Source organism: Actinoplanes sp. NPDC049599, assembly GCF_044465625.1.
Classification (GTDB): Bacteria; Actinomycetota; Actinomycetes; order Mycobacteriales; family Micromonosporaceae; genus Actinoplanes.
Genome location: NZ_JBITLX010000001.1, coordinates 622,600 through 638,784 on the forward strand (window position 1 = coordinate 622,600; position 16,185 = coordinate 638,784).

The window sequence follows — 16,185 nt, forward strand, 5'->3', positions numbered from 1 at the left end:
GCTGGGGTTTGTCGGCCGTGTGGTGTCGCGGCGGCTAGGTCCGCCGGTGCGGGCGTTACGGTCTGCGGGTGGTTGCGGATACGCAGGTCGTGGGTGGACGGTTGCCGGACTGGATCTCGCTGGGGGTGTTGGCGTCCTCGGTGCCGCGTGAGGTGGTCGATGAGGCGGTCGAGGTCACCGGTAAGGCGGCTCGCCGCTCGGATGGGAAACTCCCGCCGCACGTCATGGTCTATTTCGCGATGGCGTTGGCGTTGTTCGCCGACGACGACTACGAAGAGGTCGCGGTCCGGTTGACTGAAACCCTTGAGAGGTGGGGGTGCTGGGATTCGGAGTGGGCGGCGCCGACCTCGGGTGGGATCACCTCGGCGCGTCAGCGGCTGGGCCCGGAGCCGATGGTCGAGGTGTTCGACCAGGTCGCGGTGCCGGTCGCCGAGGAGTTGACCCGGGGCGCGTTCCTGGGGCCGTGGCGGTTGATGAGTATCGACGGGATCGAGTGGGACGCGCCGGACACCCCGGACAACGTGGCCGCGTTCGGGTACACAGGCTCGGCCGATAATCCGTCGGCGTTGCCGAAGGCCCGGATGGTCACCGTCGCCGAGTGCGCGTCACACGCGGTGGTCGCGGCGGTGATCGGTTCTCAGCGGCAGGCGGAGCAGAGCCTCGCCGCGACCCTGTATCCGCGGCTGGACTCCGACTGGTTGTTGCTGGCTGACCGCGGTTTCTATTCGTTCACCGCGTGGAACGCCGCCGCCGCGACGGGGGCGCAACTGTTGTGGCGGGTGAAAGCGGACCTGCGGCTGCCGCTGGTCGAAGCATTACCGGACGGCTCGTACATCAGCGTGCTGATCAACCCGAAGATCCGGGGCAAGGCCCGCGACGCCCTCGTCGCGGCGGCCCGCGCCGGGCAGGAACTGGATCCCGACCGGGCGGTCGGAGTCCGGGTGGTCGAGTACACCGTGCCCGACCGCACCGGTGACGGTAAAGACGAACTGATCGCCCTGATCACCACGATCGGCGACGTGGCCGCCGCGCCGTCGCAGGTCCTGGCCCAGACCTACCATGATCGGTGGGAACACGAAACCGGAAACGACCAGTTGAAGACCCATCTGCGGGGGCCGGGGCGGGTGCTGCGCTCGAAAAGCCCGGATCTGGTCCGCCAGGAGATCTACGGCTACTTGCTGACCCACTACGCGATCAGCGCCCTGATCTGCCGGGCCGCGACCGCCGCGGACATCGACCCCGACCGGGTCAAGTTCCTGCGGACCGCCCGGATCATCCGCCGCCGAGTCACCGACTCGGCGGCATTTCCCCCCTGACCGGCAGACCGCGATCCTCGCCAAGATCATGGCTGGTATCACCGCGAAGCGTCATCTCAACCCGGTCCGCCGCAACCGGTCCTACCCGCGCGTGGTCAAACGCGCCCGGCACAACTCCTACCGCGTCAAACGCCGCACCGACCACGGCACCCGCCACGAGCGTCCCGCGACCATCAGACTCGCCAACGCTCTACCACTGGCCCTCGCCGCGTGACACCCCCACCACGAAACCCCAGCCCAAAAACATGATCAACTTAGGCTAAGTGGCATTGCCCCCGGCCCCCGCCTTGCATTGGAGACTGCTGCGGCTGAGGGATTGGTTGCGCGCGCCCTGGTTGCAGGTTGGGCTGGGTGATCCCCTTGCGGGAGTGGTCTGGCTGCCGCGCTTGTGGTGACGGCGGGGGATTCTGTCGGGCAGGCCAGGGTTTGTGGTGGGGCAAGCGAATAGACCGCGCCGGTTGCGGTCGGCGGTTTATTCGCCGGTGGTGCCGTCGAGGCGTTCGCGGATCAGGTCGGCGTGGCCGTTGTGGCGGGCGTATTCCTCGATCATGTGGGTGAGCACGTAGCGCAGTGAGAACGGGTCTGCGTTGTGGTAGCCGAGCGCGTCGAGGGACTCGGCGGCGGCCACGACGGCCCGGGAGTGGGCGCACTCCGCCCGCCAGGCCGCGAAGGCCTCGCCGGGCTCCGCTCCGTCGGGGTCGAACTCGAGCTCGCCGAAGTCGGGACGGTCCCAGAGCGGCTTGCAGTCCTCGCCGTTGACGACCGCACGGAACCAGCTCCGCTCGACCAGCGTGAGGTGCCGCACCAGGCCGAGCAGGCTGAGGCCGGACGGGTCGATCGCGCGCTCGCGCAGCTGGGCCGGGGTGAGGCCCGCGCACTTGAGCGCCAGGGTGTCGCGCTGGCGTTGCAGGAAGCCGGTCAGCGTGGCGCGCTCGTCGGCCACCTGCGGCGGTTCGTGTCTCGGGTCGGCGGTCACGTCCGTCATCATGCCGAGCCGGTCGCGGCCGGCGACAGCGGTTTCCGGTGGGGGCCGTCACTGCCGATTTCCGGCGCGACCGTTACCGCAGCGTGCGGGCGCTGCGCGAGCACGCGACCACCCACAGTGGAGGAGCGCGGGGGTTTACGGACGGCGGGAGGCGGGTTACGGTCTGCTCGGAACCAACCCCACGGGAGTCCGGTGCACCGGGCTGAGAGGGGGGCTGTCGCGGCCCTCGACCGTCGAACCTGATCCGGGTAATGCCGGCGCAGGGAGGAGTGTGTTGTGGGCCCTGCATTTCCGCACCTTCACGTCATCACGGACGCCCGGCCCGGGCGGCGGCCGCTGACGGTCGTGGCCGCCGCGATCGGCGTCGCCGAGCGGCTGGGCGGGTGCCACCGGCTGGCGGTCCAGGTCCGGGTCGAGGACGACGTCAGCGACCGGGACGCGTACGAGCTGGCCGGCGCCGTCCTGGAGCTGTGCCGTCCGCACGGGGTGTTGTGCCTGGTCAACGACCGGCTGCACGTGGCGCTGGCAGTGGGCGCCGACGGCGGGCACGTGGGGGCGGACGACCTGCCCGTCGCGGTGGCCCGCAAGATCCTCGGTCCGGCCGGAGTGCTCGGCGCCACCTGCCGGGACAGCGCCGCGGCACGGGCGGCCCGCCGGGCCGGAGCCTCGTACCTCGGGGTCGGGCCGGCGTTCGAGACCACCACCAAGACCGGGTTGCCGGGGCCGTTGGGGCCGGCGGCGGTGGGCGCGGTTGCGGCGGCCGTGCCGGACACGCCGGTCGTCGCCATCGGCGGGGTGACCGCCGGCAATGCCCGCTCGCTGATCGACGCCGGGGCGGCCGCGGTGGCGGTGGTCGGCGCGGTCGCGGCCGCCGGCGACCCGGGGCGGGCGACGGCGGATCTGCTGCGGGTGCTGGCATGAGCGCCACCGAGGTCGTGGTCGTCGGTGGCGGCATCATCGGGCTGTCGATCGCCTGGCGGTGCCGGCAGCGAGGTCTGGCGGTGACCGTCCACGACGGTGGGGGCGACGACGGGGCCTGGTACGCCGCCGCCGGGATGCTGGCGCCGGCCGGTGAGGCGGGGTTCGGCCAGGAAGCGCTGACCGGTCTGCTGGTCGACTCCGCCGCGCGGTGGCCGGAGTTCGCCGCGGAGCTGGAACGCGAGACCGGGATCGGGGTGGGCTACGACTCGGTGGGGACGTTGAGTGTCGCGCTCACCGGCGACGACCTGGCCGAGGCGCGGCGGCTCTGGGCGTACCGCCGGGAGTTGGGTTTGGGGGTGGACCCGCTGCTGCCGAGCGCGTTGCGGGAGCGGGAGCCGGGGTTGTCGCCGCGGGTGCGGGGTGGCGCGCATGCGCCGGACGACTGCCAGGTTGATCCGCGGCGCGTGGTGGCGGCGTTGCGCGCGGCCCTGGGGCCGGCGGTGCTGCGGGGACGCATCGAGGCGGATTCCGCCGGGTCTGATCCGAGCGCGGGAGGTGGCACTCGGTTGGCTGAGCTGGTGGCCGCGCGGCCGGGCCGGGCCGTGGTCATCGCTGCTGGTGCCGGGACTGCCGCGTTGACCGGTCTGCCGGTGCGGCCCGTGAAAGGGCTGGTGTTGCGGTTGCGGGGTGCGCCCGGGCTGCTGCGGCATGTGGTCAACGGCTGGGCCGACGGGCGGCACGTCTATCTCGTGCCGCGGGCCGACGGTGAGGTGGTTGTCGGTGCCACCCAGGAGGAGCGGGCGGATTCCACTGTGTCCGCCGGGCAGGTGCTCGAGCTGCTGCGGGCGGCCACCGATCTGGTGCCGGAGCTGGGGGAGTGCGAGCTGGTCGAGACCGTGGTGCGGCATCGGCCCGCCACGCCGGACAACGCGCCGGTGCTCGGCGCGGTCGGTGGTGGCGTGCTCGTCGCCGCCGGGCATCACCGCAACGGGGTGCTGCTCGCCCCGGTCACCGCCGATCTGATCGCCGAGCTGGTGGCGACCGGGAAGTCGGCGCCACTGCTGGAAGCGTTCGCACCGGGGAGGTTCGGATGAGGGTCACCGTCAACGGCGCCGCGCGGGAGGTTGATGTGGTCAGTGTCGAGGCGCTGGTCGATCAGCTGACCACCGCCCGGCGTGGGGTCGCGGTCGCCGTCAACGGTGAGGTGGTGCCGCGTTCCTCGTGGCCCGTCGCGCGGTTGCGGGACGGCGACCGCGTCGAGGTGCTCACGGCGGCGCAGGGTGGCTGACATGTTCGGCGAGTCCCGGCTGATTCTGGGCACCGGCGGCGCGGAGAGTCTCGCCGCGCTGGAGGCGGCCATCGTCGCCTCGGGCACCGAGCTGGTCACCGTCGCGCTGCGCCGGGTCGACGCGGCCGGGCCCGGGCTGCTGCCGATGCTCGACCGGCTCGGCATGCGCATCCTGCCCAACACGGCCGGGTGTTACACCGCCGCCGATGCGGTGAAGGCGGCGCACCTGGCGCGTGACGCGTTCGAGACGGACCTGGTGAAGCTTGAGGTCATCGGGGACGAGCGGACCCTGCTGCCGGACGGGGTTGAGCTGCTGCGGGCGGCCGAGACGCTGGTGGCGGACGGGTTCCGGGTGCTGCCGTACACCAGCGACGACCCGATTCTCGCGCGGCGGCTGGCCGATGCCGGGTGTGCGGCGGTCATGCCCGCCGGTGCGCCGATCGGCTCCGGACTGGGGGTCTCCAACCCGCATCACATCCGGCTGATCCGCGACAGTGTGGACGTACCGGTGATCCTCGATGCCGGGATCGGCACCGCCTCGGACGCCGCGCTGGCGATGGAGCTGGGCTGCGACGCGGTGCTGGTCGCCAGCGCCGTCACCCGGGCGGCCGATCCCGCGCGGATGGCTGAGGCGATGCGGCACGCCGTGCAGGCGGGGCGCCTGGCCTTCGGCGCCGGCCGGATACCGCGGCGCTATCACGCACTGGCGTCCACATCGGACGAAGGGCGGCCGGCGTGGTGATCCCGTCCGGTGTTGTCGTGCTCACCGATCGCCGGCTCGCGGCGCGGCCGCTCGCCGAGGTGGTCGCGGCCGCGGTCCGCGGCGGCGCCGGCTGGGTGATCCTGCGTGAGAAAGACCTGGGGTACGGCCAAAGGCGCGCCCTCGCCGAGACTCTGCGCGCCGTGGTGCCGCCGGGACGACTGGTGGTCGCCGGCCCGGACCCGCTCGGTGGCGACGCGGTGCACCTGTCGGCCACCGATCCGGTGCCGGCGGAGGTCGGGCTGGTCGGCCGTTCCTGCCACGGCGTGCCGCGACTGACCACCGAGGACTATGTGACGTTGTCGCCGATCTATCCGACGCCGACCAAGCCCGGCTACGGGCCGCCGCTGGGACCGGCGCGGGCGGCCACGCTGGCCGGCGGGGTGTCGTGGCTGGCGCTCGGCGGGGTCCATTCGCCGCAACGGGCCGCGGCGTGCGCCGCCGCGGGGGCGGCCGGGATCGCGGTGCTGGGCGCGGTGATGCGGGCCGTCGATCCTGAGGCCGTGACTCGGACGCTGGCCGATGCCTTCGCGGCTGCGGCAGCGGCGGGGGTGGGGCGGTGACGCCGGCGGTGGTGCTGACCATTGCGGGTTCCGACAGCGGGGGTGGCGCCGGTATTCAGGCCGATCTCAAGACGTTCGCCGCTCTCGGGGTTTACGGGGTCTCGGTGCTCACCGCCGTCACCGCGCAGAACACCCTCGGGGTGACCGCGATCCATCCGATACCCGTGGACGTGGTGGCGGCTCAGCTGGACGCGGTGCTCGCCGATCTGCCGCCGGCCGCGGTGAAGGTCGGCATGATCGGTGATCCGGCGGTGGCCGAGCTGCTTGCCTCCCGGGCCGGTGAGTTGCCGTGTCTGGTTGTCGATCCGGTGCTGGTGGCCACCAGCGGGAGCCGGTTGTCGGGGATCGATGCGGTCACGCCGCTGCTGGCGTACCGCTGTGTGCTGACGCCGAACCGGCAGGAAGCCGGCGCCCTGCTCGGTCGGCGGGTGACCACGACGGACGATGCGGCCGACGCGGCCGCGGAGCTGGCCGCGTTCGGGCCGGGGGCGGTGGTGGTCACCGGCAGTGAGTCGGCGGTGGATGTGGTGCACGTGGACGGGGTGACCACGGTGCTGGCCGGCGCGCCGGTGCCCAGCGGCAACAACCACGGATCGGGGTGCACGTTCTCGTCGGCGCTGGCGGTGCGGCTGGGCCTCGGTGAGCCGGTGCCGGTCGCGGTGCGTGGCGCGAAGGACTACGTGGCGCGGGCGCTGGCCGGGTCGCGTGACTGGAAGCTCGGCGCGGGGCCGGGACCCCTGGACCACTTCGGCTTCGCCAACTGACGGGCTCTACCGGCGCGCGGCGGTACTTCGCTGCCGAGTGCCGTCCATTTCATACCGATTGGGGTAGCTATGCGACGCAAGGTATACGTCGAGGGTTCGCGCCCGGACCTGCGGGTGCCGTTCGCCGAGGTCGACCTGACCGGGGACAACCCGCCGGTCCGGCTCTACGACACGTCCGGTCCCGGCAGCGACCCGGAGGTGGGCCTGCCGCCGCTGCGCGGTCCGTGGATCGCCGAGCGCGGCGACGTCGCCCCGGTGGCCGGCGCCGGTACGCCGCTGGCCGGCACCCGGCCCACCCAGCTCGCGTACGCGCGGGCCGGGATCGTCACGCCGGAGATGGAGTTCGTCGCGATCCGGGAGAACGTCGAGCCCGAGGTGGTGCGCGCGGAGATCGCGGCCGGGCGGGCGGTGCTGCCGGCCAACGTCAACCACCCGGAGATCGAACCGATGATCATCGGGTCGCGCTTCCTGGTGAAGATCAATGCCAACATCGGTACGTCCGCGGTGACCTCGTCGGTGGCCGAGGAGGTGGAGAAGCTGACCTGGGCGACCCGGTGGGGCGCCGACACCGTGATGGACCTGTCCACCGGCAAGCGGATCCACGAGACCCGCGAGGCGATCGTGCGCAACTCCGCGGTGCCGATCGGTACGGTGCCGATCTACCAGGCGCTGGAGAAGGTGGACGGCGACCCGGTCAAGCTCTCCTGGGAGGTGTTCCGGGAGACCGTGATCGAGCAGGCCGAGCAGGGCGTGGACTACATGACCGTGCACGCCGGGGTGCTGCTGCCGTACGTGCCGCTGGCGGTGAACCGGGTGACCGGCATCGTCTCGCGGGGCGGCTCGATCATGGCGGCCTGGTGCCTGGCGCACCACACCGAGAACTTCCTCTACACCAACTTCGCCGAGCTCTGCGACCTCCTCGCGCGGTACGACGTCACGTTCTCGCTCGGCGACGGGCTGCGGCCGGGGTCCATCGCGGACGCCAACGACGAGGCGCAGTTCGCCGAGCTGCGGACGCTGGGCGAGCTGACCCACATCGCCTGGGAGCACGGGGTGCAGGTGATGATCGAGGGGCCGGGCCACGTGCCCATGCACAAGATCAAGGAGAACGTGGACCTGCAGGTGGAGCTGTGCGGCGGCGCGCCGTTCTACACACTCGGTCCACTGACGACGGACATCGCGCCGGCGTACGACCACATCACCTCGGCCATCGGCGCGGCGATGATCGGCATGTTCGGCACCGCGATGCTCTGCTACGTCACGCCCAAGGAGCACCTCGGGCTGCCGGACCGGGACGACGTGAAGGCCGGGGTGATCGCGTACAAGATCGCCGCGCACGCCGCCGACCTGGCCAAGGGGCATCCGGGTGCGCAGGACTGGGACGACGCGTTGAGCAAGGCCCGGTTCGAGTTCCGCTGGGAGGACCAGTTCAACCTGGCGCTGGACCCGGAGACCGCGCGGGCGTACCACGACGCGACGTTGCCCGCCGCGCCGGCGAAGACCGCACACTTCTGCTCGATGTGCGGGCCCAAGTTCTGCTCGATGAAGATCACCCAAGAGCTCAAGGAGTACGCGGCCAAGGGCATGCAGGACAAGAGCGAGGAGTTTCTCTCCGCCGGCGGGAAGGTCTACCTGCCCATCGCTCAGAGCTTGTAGAAGTTGACGTAGTGGTCGGGGGTGAACCAGGTCTCGCGGGTGGACCGGTTCACCACGATCCGGTACGCGTCCCGCGACGCGCCCCGGGCCCGGGGGTAGACGTCGTACTCGCTGTAGGTGGCGTTGGTGGGCAGCTGGCGCTCCCGGTTCTGGAACGTGCCACCGGTGTAGTTGTACTGCCCGTACGGCCAGCTGTACCAGCCCGCGCTGGTCGGCCAGCCGAGCGAGCTCCAGCCGGTGCGCGCGGTCCGGGCCGCCGAGCAGCGCGACAGCGTGCAGGTCGGGTAGACGGCGGCCTCGGCCGAGGCAGTGGCCGTCGGCGCGACCACCGCGGGCACGACGAGGCTGCCGCCGGTGAGGGCGAAGGCGAGGGCGACGGCCGCGAGCAGGCGGCGCAACCGGGACGGGCGGGGCACGTCAGCAGACATGGCGAACTCCGTAGCGTCGGGGGCCCGGTCCTGCCGGGCCGTGCCCACATCCTGCGGCCCCCGGCGCCCCGGCGGTACATCTCCGACGCATCATTCCATCGGCGTTCGGCTATGTGTTCAACGCCGCTCGCCGGCTATTTGCCGAGCCCGCTGACCCAGTCCACGTAGTCCTCGTCCTTGCCGTTCTTGGGCTTGCGCTTGCCGTGCGGCGCCTCGCCCAGCGGCTGCGGCGCGGCTTGCGACCGCGGGGCCGGGGTGACCGCCAGCGGCGGGGTGACCGGATCCGGTTGCGGCAGCGGTGCGCTGATCGGCGTCGGTTCCGGGGTCAGCGGCTCGGCGCCCTTACCCCGGCCGAACGGGCGCAGGCCGCGACCCGGCCGGCCGCCGGCGCCGCGCGGCGGCTCCGCGGCGGAGGTGCCGACGCCGGGCGGCAGCGGGCGGGTCGCGGGCTCCGGGACGTACGGCTTGGGCTCGGGCGCGGGGCCGGGGTGATGGGCGTCGGCGGCGGGGGACCAGGGCGCGCCGCCGGAGCGGGGCGCGTCGGGCTGGGCGCCCCGGCTGAACGCGTCGAACGGGACCGGGTCGGCATCACGCGAGAGGCCGGCCGAGTGGTCGGGGGTGCCGGGGCCCGGACGGGTCGCGGGGAACTCGCCGGTGCGGCCGATGAACGCGTCCGCGACGCTCGACCGGCGGCCGCGCCGGCGTGGCTTCTCGGGCTTGGCCCCCATGGCGGCCGGCCCGCCGAGCCCGGCGCCGGGACCAGCGCCGGGACTTGCGCCCGGAGCAGCCGGGCCGGACGCCGTCGTTCCCGGCCCGGATGAGGATCCGGGGCCGGATGCGTATGACGCTCCCGGGCCGGATGCGGTCGCTCCCGGCCCGGATGAGGATCCGGGGCCGGATGCGTATGACGCTCCCGGGCCGTGGGAGGGGCCGTTCTCCGTGTCGGAAGCCGGGGAGTCCGGGCCGCCCGGGCGGCCGCGCTGGGGCCGGTCGAAGACGCCGGTGTCGCCGGGACGTCCCGGCTGGTCAGCGGCGGGGGGACCGCCGGCCGGCGGGGCGCCCGCGGCCGCGATCGCCGATTCCGGCTGGTTGGTGCGCTTGGGCAGCGGCGGCTTCTCCGGCGCCTGCTCCTGCTGGTCGTCCTCGTCGTCCGGGCCCGGGCCGCGCCGCAGCACCGCGGCCAGCACCGAGCCGAGCACCCCGGCGCCGGTGGCGGTCATCGCCGCCCAGTACGGCACCACCTGGTAGCGGTCGGCGCCCGCGCCGGGGCCCGCGATCAGGTACGCGACCGTCAGCAGCGCCGGGCCGGGCAGGCCGGCCAGCGCGATCGTCAGCGTCGGCAGGTCGCGGCGGCGGGCCGCCCAGCCCAGGGCCGCGCCGATCAGCAGGGCCAGCGCGGGCATCGTGGCCAGCGCCGTCCGCTGGGTCACCGCGGGCGACAGGAAGCCGGCGTCGAAGACCCCCAGCCGGACGGCGGGCAGCGGGTCGCTGGGCGCCAGCGAGGGCGCCACCGACACCAGCGCGATCAGCCAGACCGCCGCGCCCATGGTGAGCAGGCTCCACCGCGCGATCACCTGGGCCAGCGCGGCCCACGCGGCGAACACGCCGACCAGCGCGCCCAGGCCGGCGCAGATCGCGATCACGACCACCGCGTTGACGCCGTCCACCTGCGCGGTCCGGGCCGGCTGCATGGTCAGCGGCACCACCACGCCGGCGCCGATCGCGGCGGAGAAGGCCAGCGCCAGCTCGGTGCCGACCCCGGACAGCCCGGAGCCCGGCGACCAGCGCCGCAGCAGCGCGGCGCCGACCAGGGCGCCGAGCACCGCCGCCAGCATCGGCATCCAGGCCACCCAGGCGAGCTGGGCGGTCCACTGATCACGCGTGGTCACGTCCAGCACACGGGTGAGCCGCACGATGCCGAGGCCGTACACCAGGCCGAGCTGGCTCGCGCCGGCCAGTGCGCCCACGCCGAGGGTGGCCGCCAACAGCTTGGCCCAGGTCCGAAATGCCATGCCGGGCAGGTTACGGAATGGCTCGTGGTGCTGCCAGTCCGGAGCCCGCTTCTTAAGACAGGCCAAAATTCCGCTTAGGCGGGATCGAAGCCGGCCTTCAGCTCAACGATCCGGCCGATATACACAGTGTCACCATCGTTTGTCAGCATGTGAGTTTGGCCCGGCTCCCGGTAGACCACGCTGCCGGTCTCCTCCGCGACGTCGATCCGCTCGCCCGCCGCGGTGTGGATCACGTTCCGGGCGCCCTGCACGGCGATCACCACGTACGCCAGCCCGTGGTGGTGCAGCGGCTGCGTCTCGCCCGGCGCCAGGCTGATGTGCCACACCCGGACCCGGTCGTTCTCCAGCAGGATCTCCTGCCCGACCGCTCCCAGCATCTCCGTCATAACTCTCCCACCTGCGGCAGGACCTGGGACGCGATGAGCTCCACGTGGTCCAGGTCAGACATGTCGATCACGCGTAGGTGCACCCGGGTGGCACCGATCTCCGCGAACTCCCCGATGCGCTGGACCAGGGCGTCCGGCCCGCCGACCACCGGGTCCTCCGGGGGCAGGGCGCTGGGCACGTGCAGGGGAGCGGCGCGGCGCTGGGCCTCCGCGTCGGTGCGGCCGAGGGCCACGACGATGCCGGCGGAGAGCGCGACGCTGCGGCCGTACCGCTCGCTCGCGGCCCGGACCCGGTCGAAGGCCGCCGCCGTCTCCGCGACCGATTTGAACGGCATGTTGAACTCGTCCGCGAAGCGGCCGGCGAGGTCGGGCGTGCGCTTCGCGCCGCGGCCGCCGATGATGATCGGCGGCCCGGGCCGCTGCACCGGCTTGGGCAGGGCCGGCGCGTCCAGCAGCCGGTAGTGCTTGCCGTCGTAGGAGAACTGTTCGCCGTCCGGCGTCCGCCACAGCCCGGTGATGATCGCCAGCTGCTCGGCCAGCCGGTCGAACCGCTCGCCGAGCGGCGGGAACGGGATGCCGTACGAGGTGTGCTCGCGTTCCAGCCAGCCGGCGCCCAGCCCCAGCTCGACCCGGCCGCCGCTCATCGCGTCCACCTGGGCCACCATGATCGCGAGCGGGCCGGGCAGCCGGAACGTCGCCGAGCTGACCAGCGTGCCCAGCCGCAGCCGGGTGGTTTCCCGGGCCAGGCCGGCCAGGGTGAGCCAGGCGTCGGTCGGTCCGGGCAGGCCCGGGTCGGCGCCCATCGACTGGTAGTGGTCGGCGCGCAGGTAGCCCTCGAAGCCGCCGTCCTCGGCGTGCCGGGCCAGCCGCAGCTGGTCGTCGTAGGTCGCGCCGCGGTGCGGCTCGGTGAACAGGCAGACGCGCATGGTCGGTCCTAAGCCATCAGCAGTTCGTGCAGCTCCGCGCTGCACCGGGCGACCTCTTCGAGGTGCGCGCCCCGGCCCAGGGTGCGGGGCCGCGGGATCTTGACGTCGAGGATCTCGCGGATCCGGCCCGGGCGCGGGCTCAGCACCACCACCCGGTCGGCGAGCAGCACCGCCTCGTCGATCGAATGGGTGACGAAGACGATCGTGGTGCCGAGCTCCATGTGCACGCGTTGCAGCTCGCGGGAGAGCTCCTCGCGGGTCAGCGCGTCCAGCGCGGAGAACGGCTCGTCCATCAGCATCACCCGCGGGTTCGCGATCAGCGAGCGGCACAGTGCCACCCGCTGCTGCATGCCGCCGGAGAGCTCGTGCGGCAGCCGCTTCTCAAAACCGTCGAGCCCGGTCATGGCCAGCAGCTCGTGGGCGCGGTCCCGGTGGGCGGCCTTGCGGCCGCCGAAGATCTGCACCGGGAGCAGCACGTTGTCCAGCACCGAACGCCAGGGCAGCAGGGCCGGCTTCTGGAACATCATCGCGATGTCCCGGCGCGGTCCGGTCACCCGATCGCCTGACACCTGGACCTCGCCCGCGGTCACCGGGATGAGGCCGGAGATCAATCTCAGCAGAGTGGACTTACCGCAGCCCGAGCGGCCGAGCACGGCGACGAACTCTCCCTCGCCGACCGTCAGATCGATGCCGCGCAGGGCCTCCACCGTGCCGGATCGACCTGCGAAAGTGCGGGAGACGCCGGTGAGACGGATCATCTGCGGGAGCTCCCGATAGCGGCGGATCGATGCGCTGACACTCTAGCCAGCGCTTGTTGCGGCACCGTGACCACCCCGTCCACAAGGGCCGCCGATACACACCTGTCATCGATCGGCGCTCCGGGGTCCCCTACGCTAACGCCCGAGTTCACGCACATCACCATGCGGCGCCGGTGCACCCTCCGCCCGACGCCGACTGCTCAACACCCCCTCGGTTGGGAAGGAACACGGTGCACAGAAGAACGTTCACCCGCATGCTCGTGGCCGCCGCGCTGGCCACGACCCTCGCCGCCGCAGCCGGTTGCAGCGACGACGGGGACGACAACGGCGCGTCCGGCGGCACGCAGACGCTGGAGAAGGTCATCTACCTGACGTCGTTCGGCACCTTCGGCCGCGACTCGTACGCCTACGTGGCCAAGGAGAAGGGCTACTTCCGCGACGCCGGCTTCGACGTCGAGATCAAGCCCGGCGCGGGCAGCGGCGAGGGCATCAAGCAGATCGTCGCCGGCTCCGCCCAGTTCACGCCGATCGACCTCACCGGCGGCCTGCTCGCCGCGGGCGGGCCGGGCAAGGCCACCGGCTTCACCGCGGTCGGCGCGATCCAGCAGCGCACCATGGCCGCGATCATGTCGCTCGACGGGTACGGGATCAACTCGCCCAAGGACCTCGAGGGCAAGACGCTGGCCGACACCCCCGGCTCGGTCGTGCGCAACCTGTTCCCGACGTACGCCAAGCTGGCCAACGTGGACGCGTCCAAGGTCAAGTTTGTGAACGGCAACCCGCAGACGCTGTTCGGCACGCTGGCCGGGCACAAGGTCGACGGCATCGGCCAGTTCGTGGTCGGCAAGCCCACGATCGAGACCATCGCCAAGGGCAAGACCGCGGTGCTGCTGCCGTACAGCGACTACCTGCAGGACCTCTACGGCAACGTGCTGATCACCAACAGCACGTACGCCAAGGAGAACCCGGAGAAGGTGAAGAAGTTCACCGGGGCCCTGCTCAAGGGTCTCGAGGACGCGATCACCAACCCCGACGAGGCCGGCAACGTGCTGAAGAAGAACGTGCCGACCGCCGACCCCAAGTCGGCCGCCGCGGAGCTGACGCTGATGGCGCCGTTCGTGCGCTCCGAGGCCTCCGGCGTGCCGGTGGGCGCGCTGGACAGCCAGCGGGTCGCGCGCAGCATCGCGATCCTCCAGGGTTCCGGCCAGATCCAGGCCGGGCTCACCCCCGAGCAGATCATCAGCTTCGACCTGGTGCCGAACGCCTGATCCGGCTCTGACACGGGGCCTGTCACAGCCGGCAGGCCCCGTCCGCCGGGAGTGGAGCGACAAAGACATGACTGACCTGGCCACAGCGCCGGCGCCGGCGGACCGGGTCGTGGGCCCGCGCCGCCGTACCGTCGCGGCCGTGGGCTGGCCGCTGCTCGGCCTGGCCGTCGCGATCGGCCTCTGGTGGGCCGGCACCGTGCTCTTCGCGGTCAACACGGTCGTGCTGCCCGGCCCGCCCGCGGTGATCGACGGCTTCAACCGGTACCGGGAGTTCCTGCTCGCCGAGACCTGGCACACCACCACGGCGACGGTGGAGGGCTTCCTGCTCTCGGTCGGCGTCGGCGTGCTGCTCGGGATGGCCATCGCCGCCTGGGGCCCGTTCGAGCGGATGTTCTCGCCGCTGCTGGTCGCGTTCAACGCGGTGCCCAAGGTGGCGCTCGCGCCGCTGGTGCTGATCTGGTTCGGCTACGGGCGCACGCCGATCCTGGCGATGGCGTTCATGGTCTGCTTCTTCCCGATCGTGCTGTCCACCGCGACCGGTCTCAGCAGCACCCCCGCCGACCTGGCCGAACTGGTCCGGTCGATGGACGCGTCCCGGTGGCAGACCTTCGTCCGGGTGCGGCTGCCCGCGGCGTTGCCGCAGATCTTCGTCGGGCTCAAGGTGGCGATGCCGCTCGCGGTCATCGGCGTGGTGGTCGGCGAGATGCAGTACGGCGAGAGCGGCCTCGGCACGATCATCGTGCAGACCAGCGGCCAGGGTGACACCGCGACGGCGTTCGCCGCGATCACCCTGCTGGCGCTGGTCAGCATCGTCCTGTACTACGCGCTGGTGGCGATCGAACGGCTCGCCCTGCCCTGGGTGCGCGCCACCACCTCGCAGCGCTGACACCCACGAAGAAGCCGGCCGACTCGTCGAGTCGGCCGGCTCTGTCGTCCGGGTGGGTCAGCGTTGTCGTCCGGGTGGCTCAGCGTCGTCCCGGTGGCTCAGCTGAGCAGCCGCCAGCGGCCACTGCGCGCCACCAGCAGGGTCAGTGCCTGCGGCATCAGCCCGGAGTGGTTGTCCGGGGTGAGCCGGATCGGGCCGGCCAGGCCGTCGGTCTGCGAGGTCTCCAGCACGTCGCGGATCCGCTGGCGGTCACCGCCGACCTTGACCACCGCGTCGGCGATCAGGTCCACCGCGTCGGCCGCGAACGCGGCCACCCCCGAGTAGCTGCCGTACCGGGCGGTGTAGTCCCGGAACCACTGCTTGCGGGCGGCCTTCGCCGGCGTCGTGGCGATCACGTCCTCGATCGCCAGGATCTGGGTGAACACCATGGTGGTGCGGTCGGTGGCGCTCGCGGCGGCCTGCGGCAGGAAGAGATCGCCGGCGGCGGCCGCGTCGAAGTAGATGTCGCCCTTGAAGCCGGCCGTCTTGGCACTGGTGGCCGCGAGGGTCGCCTGTTCCGCGCCGGCCAGCACCACCAGGGCGTCCGGCTCGGTGTCGGTCAGGGTGCCGACGGTCTGGCCGATCTCGGTCGCCGTGGGCCTGATGCTGAGGCTGGTCGGGTCGATGTCCGCGTTCTCGAGCTGCTTCTGCATCGTCTTCTGCGCGCCGCGGCCGTACAGGTCGGCGGAGTAGAGCACCGCGGCGGTCTTCGCCTTCTTGCGGACCAGCTCGGCCACGATCGCGGCGGCGCTGTCGGTCGAGTTCGGACCGAGCTTGAAGACGTACCGGCGGCTCTCCACCGGCTCGGTGACCTCGTCGGCGGCGGCCAGCGCGATCGTCGGGATCTTCTGGTCGTTGATCGTCTTGGCCGCGTTGACCACGCACTCGTCACAGAAGCCGCTGATCACCGCGGCGACCGCGGGATCCCGGGCGAACGCGCTGATGTTGCGCAGCGACTCGGTGGGGTCGGACCGGTTGTCCTGGATCCGCAGGACCAGCTGCCGGGAGCCGAGCACACCGGAGGCGTTCACCTGCTCGATCTTGAGCTGCAGGGCGCGGGTGTACGCGAAGTCGGCCGACGAGCCCGAGGCCAGGTCGGCACCGATCACGATCTGGGTGGTGTCACCGCTCTCGGAGTCCGAGTCGCAGCCGGTCAACGCGGTGATGACCAGCGCCGATGCAGCTACGGACGCCGTCAGACGGCGGGGGAGCCTCACTGCGGGTGCCTC

The 16,185-nt window shown here is 72.3% G+C and carries 18 protein-coding genes and 1 riboswitch; of the genes, 11 read left to right on the top strand and 7 right to left on the bottom strand.

Annotated elements, in window-relative coordinates:
* Nucleotides 1-68: 68 nt before the first annotated feature.
* Complete coding sequence (locus tag ACIBQZ_RS03020) at nucleotides 69-1,316, top strand: IS4 family transposase (protein ID WP_396086739.1); 1,248 nt, start codon at nucleotides 69-71, stop codon at nucleotides 1,314-1,316.
* 28 nt (nucleotides 1,317-1,344) lie between these two features.
* Nucleotides 1,345-1,530, top strand: coding sequence for a hypothetical protein (locus tag ACIBQZ_RS03025; RefSeq protein ID WP_396086740.1), 186 nt, complete (start codon nucleotides 1,345-1,347; stop codon nucleotides 1,528-1,530).
* Between the two features lie 258 nt (nucleotides 1,531-1,788).
* Here ACIBQZ_RS03025 and ACIBQZ_RS03030 read toward each other — a convergent pair whose 3' ends face one another.
* Nucleotides 1,789-2,292: a DinB family protein gene (locus ACIBQZ_RS03030; protein WP_396086741.1), complete on the bottom strand. Its 504-nt coding sequence runs from the start codon at nucleotides 2,290-2,292 to the stop codon at nucleotides 1,789-1,791.
* Nucleotides 2,293-2,472: 180 nt separating this feature from the next.
* Nucleotides 2,473-2,584: riboswitch (TPP riboswitch) on the top strand.
* Between the two features lie 23 nt (nucleotides 2,585-2,607).
* Between ACIBQZ_RS03030 and thiE the strand changes: the two genes are divergently transcribed.
* The 7 genes from thiE to thiC all read left to right on the top strand — a co-directional run bounded on the left by thiE (nucleotide 2,608) and on the right by thiC (nucleotide 8,253).
* The gene (gene thiE, locus ACIBQZ_RS03035; protein ID WP_396086805.1) at nucleotides 2,608-3,222 is read left to right on the top strand and encodes a thiamine phosphate synthase; all 615 of its coding nucleotides are present in this window, start codon (nucleotides 2,608-2,610) and stop codon (nucleotides 3,220-3,222) included.
* Nucleotides 3,219-4,316, top strand: coding sequence for a glycine oxidase ThiO (thiO, locus tag ACIBQZ_RS03040; protein WP_396086742.1), 1,098 nt, complete (start codon nucleotides 3,219-3,221; stop codon nucleotides 4,314-4,316). The genes thiE and thiO overlap by 4 nt, the downstream gene beginning before the upstream one ends.
* Entirely contained in the window at nucleotides 4,313-4,510 is a 198-nt protein-coding gene (gene thiS / locus ACIBQZ_RS03045) for a sulfur carrier protein ThiS (RefSeq protein ID WP_396086743.1), read from the top strand. The genes thiO and thiS overlap by 4 nt, the downstream gene beginning before the upstream one ends.
* A gap of 1 nt (nucleotide 4,511) precedes the next feature.
* Complete coding sequence (locus ACIBQZ_RS03050) at nucleotides 4,512-5,252, top strand: thiazole synthase (protein WP_396086744.1); 741 nt, start codon at nucleotides 4,512-4,514, stop codon at nucleotides 5,250-5,252.
* A complete protein-coding gene (locus ACIBQZ_RS03055; RefSeq protein WP_396086745.1) occupies nucleotides 5,246-5,833 on the top strand; it encodes a thiamine phosphate synthase in 588 nt (195 codons plus the stop codon). Before ACIBQZ_RS03050 ends, ACIBQZ_RS03055 begins: the two co-directional genes overlap by 7 nt.
* The gene (gene thiD / locus ACIBQZ_RS03060) at nucleotides 5,830-6,597 is read left to right on the top strand and encodes a bifunctional hydroxymethylpyrimidine kinase/phosphomethylpyrimidine kinase (protein ID WP_396086746.1); all 768 of its coding nucleotides are present in this window, start codon (nucleotides 5,830-5,832) and stop codon (nucleotides 6,595-6,597) included. Before ACIBQZ_RS03055 ends, thiD begins: the two co-directional genes overlap by 4 nt.
* A 69-nt stretch (nucleotides 6,598-6,666) precedes the next feature.
* On the top strand, nucleotides 6,667-8,253 hold the full coding sequence (gene thiC, locus ACIBQZ_RS03065) for a phosphomethylpyrimidine synthase ThiC (RefSeq protein ID WP_396086747.1): 1,587 nt from the start codon (nucleotides 6,667-6,669) through the stop codon (nucleotides 8,251-8,253).
* On the opposite strand, the gene ACIBQZ_RS03070 is transcribed toward thiC, so the two are convergent.
* The 5 genes from ACIBQZ_RS03070 to ACIBQZ_RS03090 form a co-directional block, all read right to left on the bottom strand.
* Nucleotides 8,241-8,681, bottom strand: a complete 441-nt coding sequence (locus ACIBQZ_RS03070; RefSeq protein WP_396086748.1) for a ribonuclease domain-containing protein — start codon at nucleotides 8,679-8,681, stop codon at nucleotides 8,241-8,243. The two genes, thiC and ACIBQZ_RS03070, sit on opposite strands and share 13 nt — an antisense overlap.
* A gap of 134 nt (nucleotides 8,682-8,815) precedes the next feature.
* Complete coding sequence (locus ACIBQZ_RS03075) at nucleotides 8,816-10,693, bottom strand: hypothetical protein (RefSeq protein WP_396086749.1); 1,878 nt, start codon at nucleotides 10,691-10,693, stop codon at nucleotides 8,816-8,818.
* A 74-nt stretch (nucleotides 10,694-10,767) separates the two neighbouring features.
* Nucleotides 10,768-11,079 carry a cupin gene (locus tag ACIBQZ_RS03080; protein WP_396086750.1) on the bottom strand — a complete coding sequence of 104 codons (312 nt, stop codon included), beginning with the start codon at nucleotides 11,077-11,079 and terminating at the stop codon, nucleotides 10,768-10,770.
* Nucleotides 11,076-12,005 carry an LLM class F420-dependent oxidoreductase gene (locus tag ACIBQZ_RS03085; protein ID WP_396086751.1) on the bottom strand — a complete coding sequence of 310 codons (930 nt, stop codon included), beginning with the start codon at nucleotides 12,003-12,005 and terminating at the stop codon, nucleotides 11,076-11,078. Before ACIBQZ_RS03085 ends, ACIBQZ_RS03080 begins: the two co-directional genes overlap by 4 nt.
* 8 nt (nucleotides 12,006-12,013) lie before the next feature.
* Complete coding sequence (locus ACIBQZ_RS03090; RefSeq protein ID WP_396086752.1) at nucleotides 12,014-12,763, bottom strand: ABC transporter ATP-binding protein; 750 nt, start codon at nucleotides 12,761-12,763, stop codon at nucleotides 12,014-12,016.
* A 254-nt stretch (nucleotides 12,764-13,017) separates the two neighbouring features.
* Here ACIBQZ_RS03090 and ACIBQZ_RS03095 point away from each other — a divergent pair, with 254 nt between their 5' ends.
* Together ACIBQZ_RS03095 and ACIBQZ_RS03100 are read left to right on the top strand one after the other, a co-directional pair.
* On the top strand, nucleotides 13,018-14,031 hold the full coding sequence (locus ACIBQZ_RS03095) for an ABC transporter substrate-binding protein (protein WP_396086806.1): 1,014 nt from the start codon (nucleotides 13,018-13,020) through the stop codon (nucleotides 14,029-14,031).
* A gap of 67 nt (nucleotides 14,032-14,098) precedes the next feature.
* Nucleotides 14,099-14,917, top strand: a complete 819-nt coding sequence (locus ACIBQZ_RS03100; protein WP_396086753.1) for an ABC transporter permease — start codon at nucleotides 14,099-14,101, stop codon at nucleotides 14,915-14,917.
* A gap of 98 nt (nucleotides 14,918-15,015) precedes the next feature.
* On the opposite strand, the gene ACIBQZ_RS03105 is transcribed toward ACIBQZ_RS03100, so the two are convergent.
* A complete protein-coding gene (locus ACIBQZ_RS03105) occupies nucleotides 15,016-16,173 on the bottom strand; it encodes an ABC transporter substrate-binding protein (protein ID WP_396086754.1) in 1,158 nt (385 codons plus the stop codon).
* Between the last annotated feature and the right edge of the window lie 12 nt (nucleotides 16,174-16,185).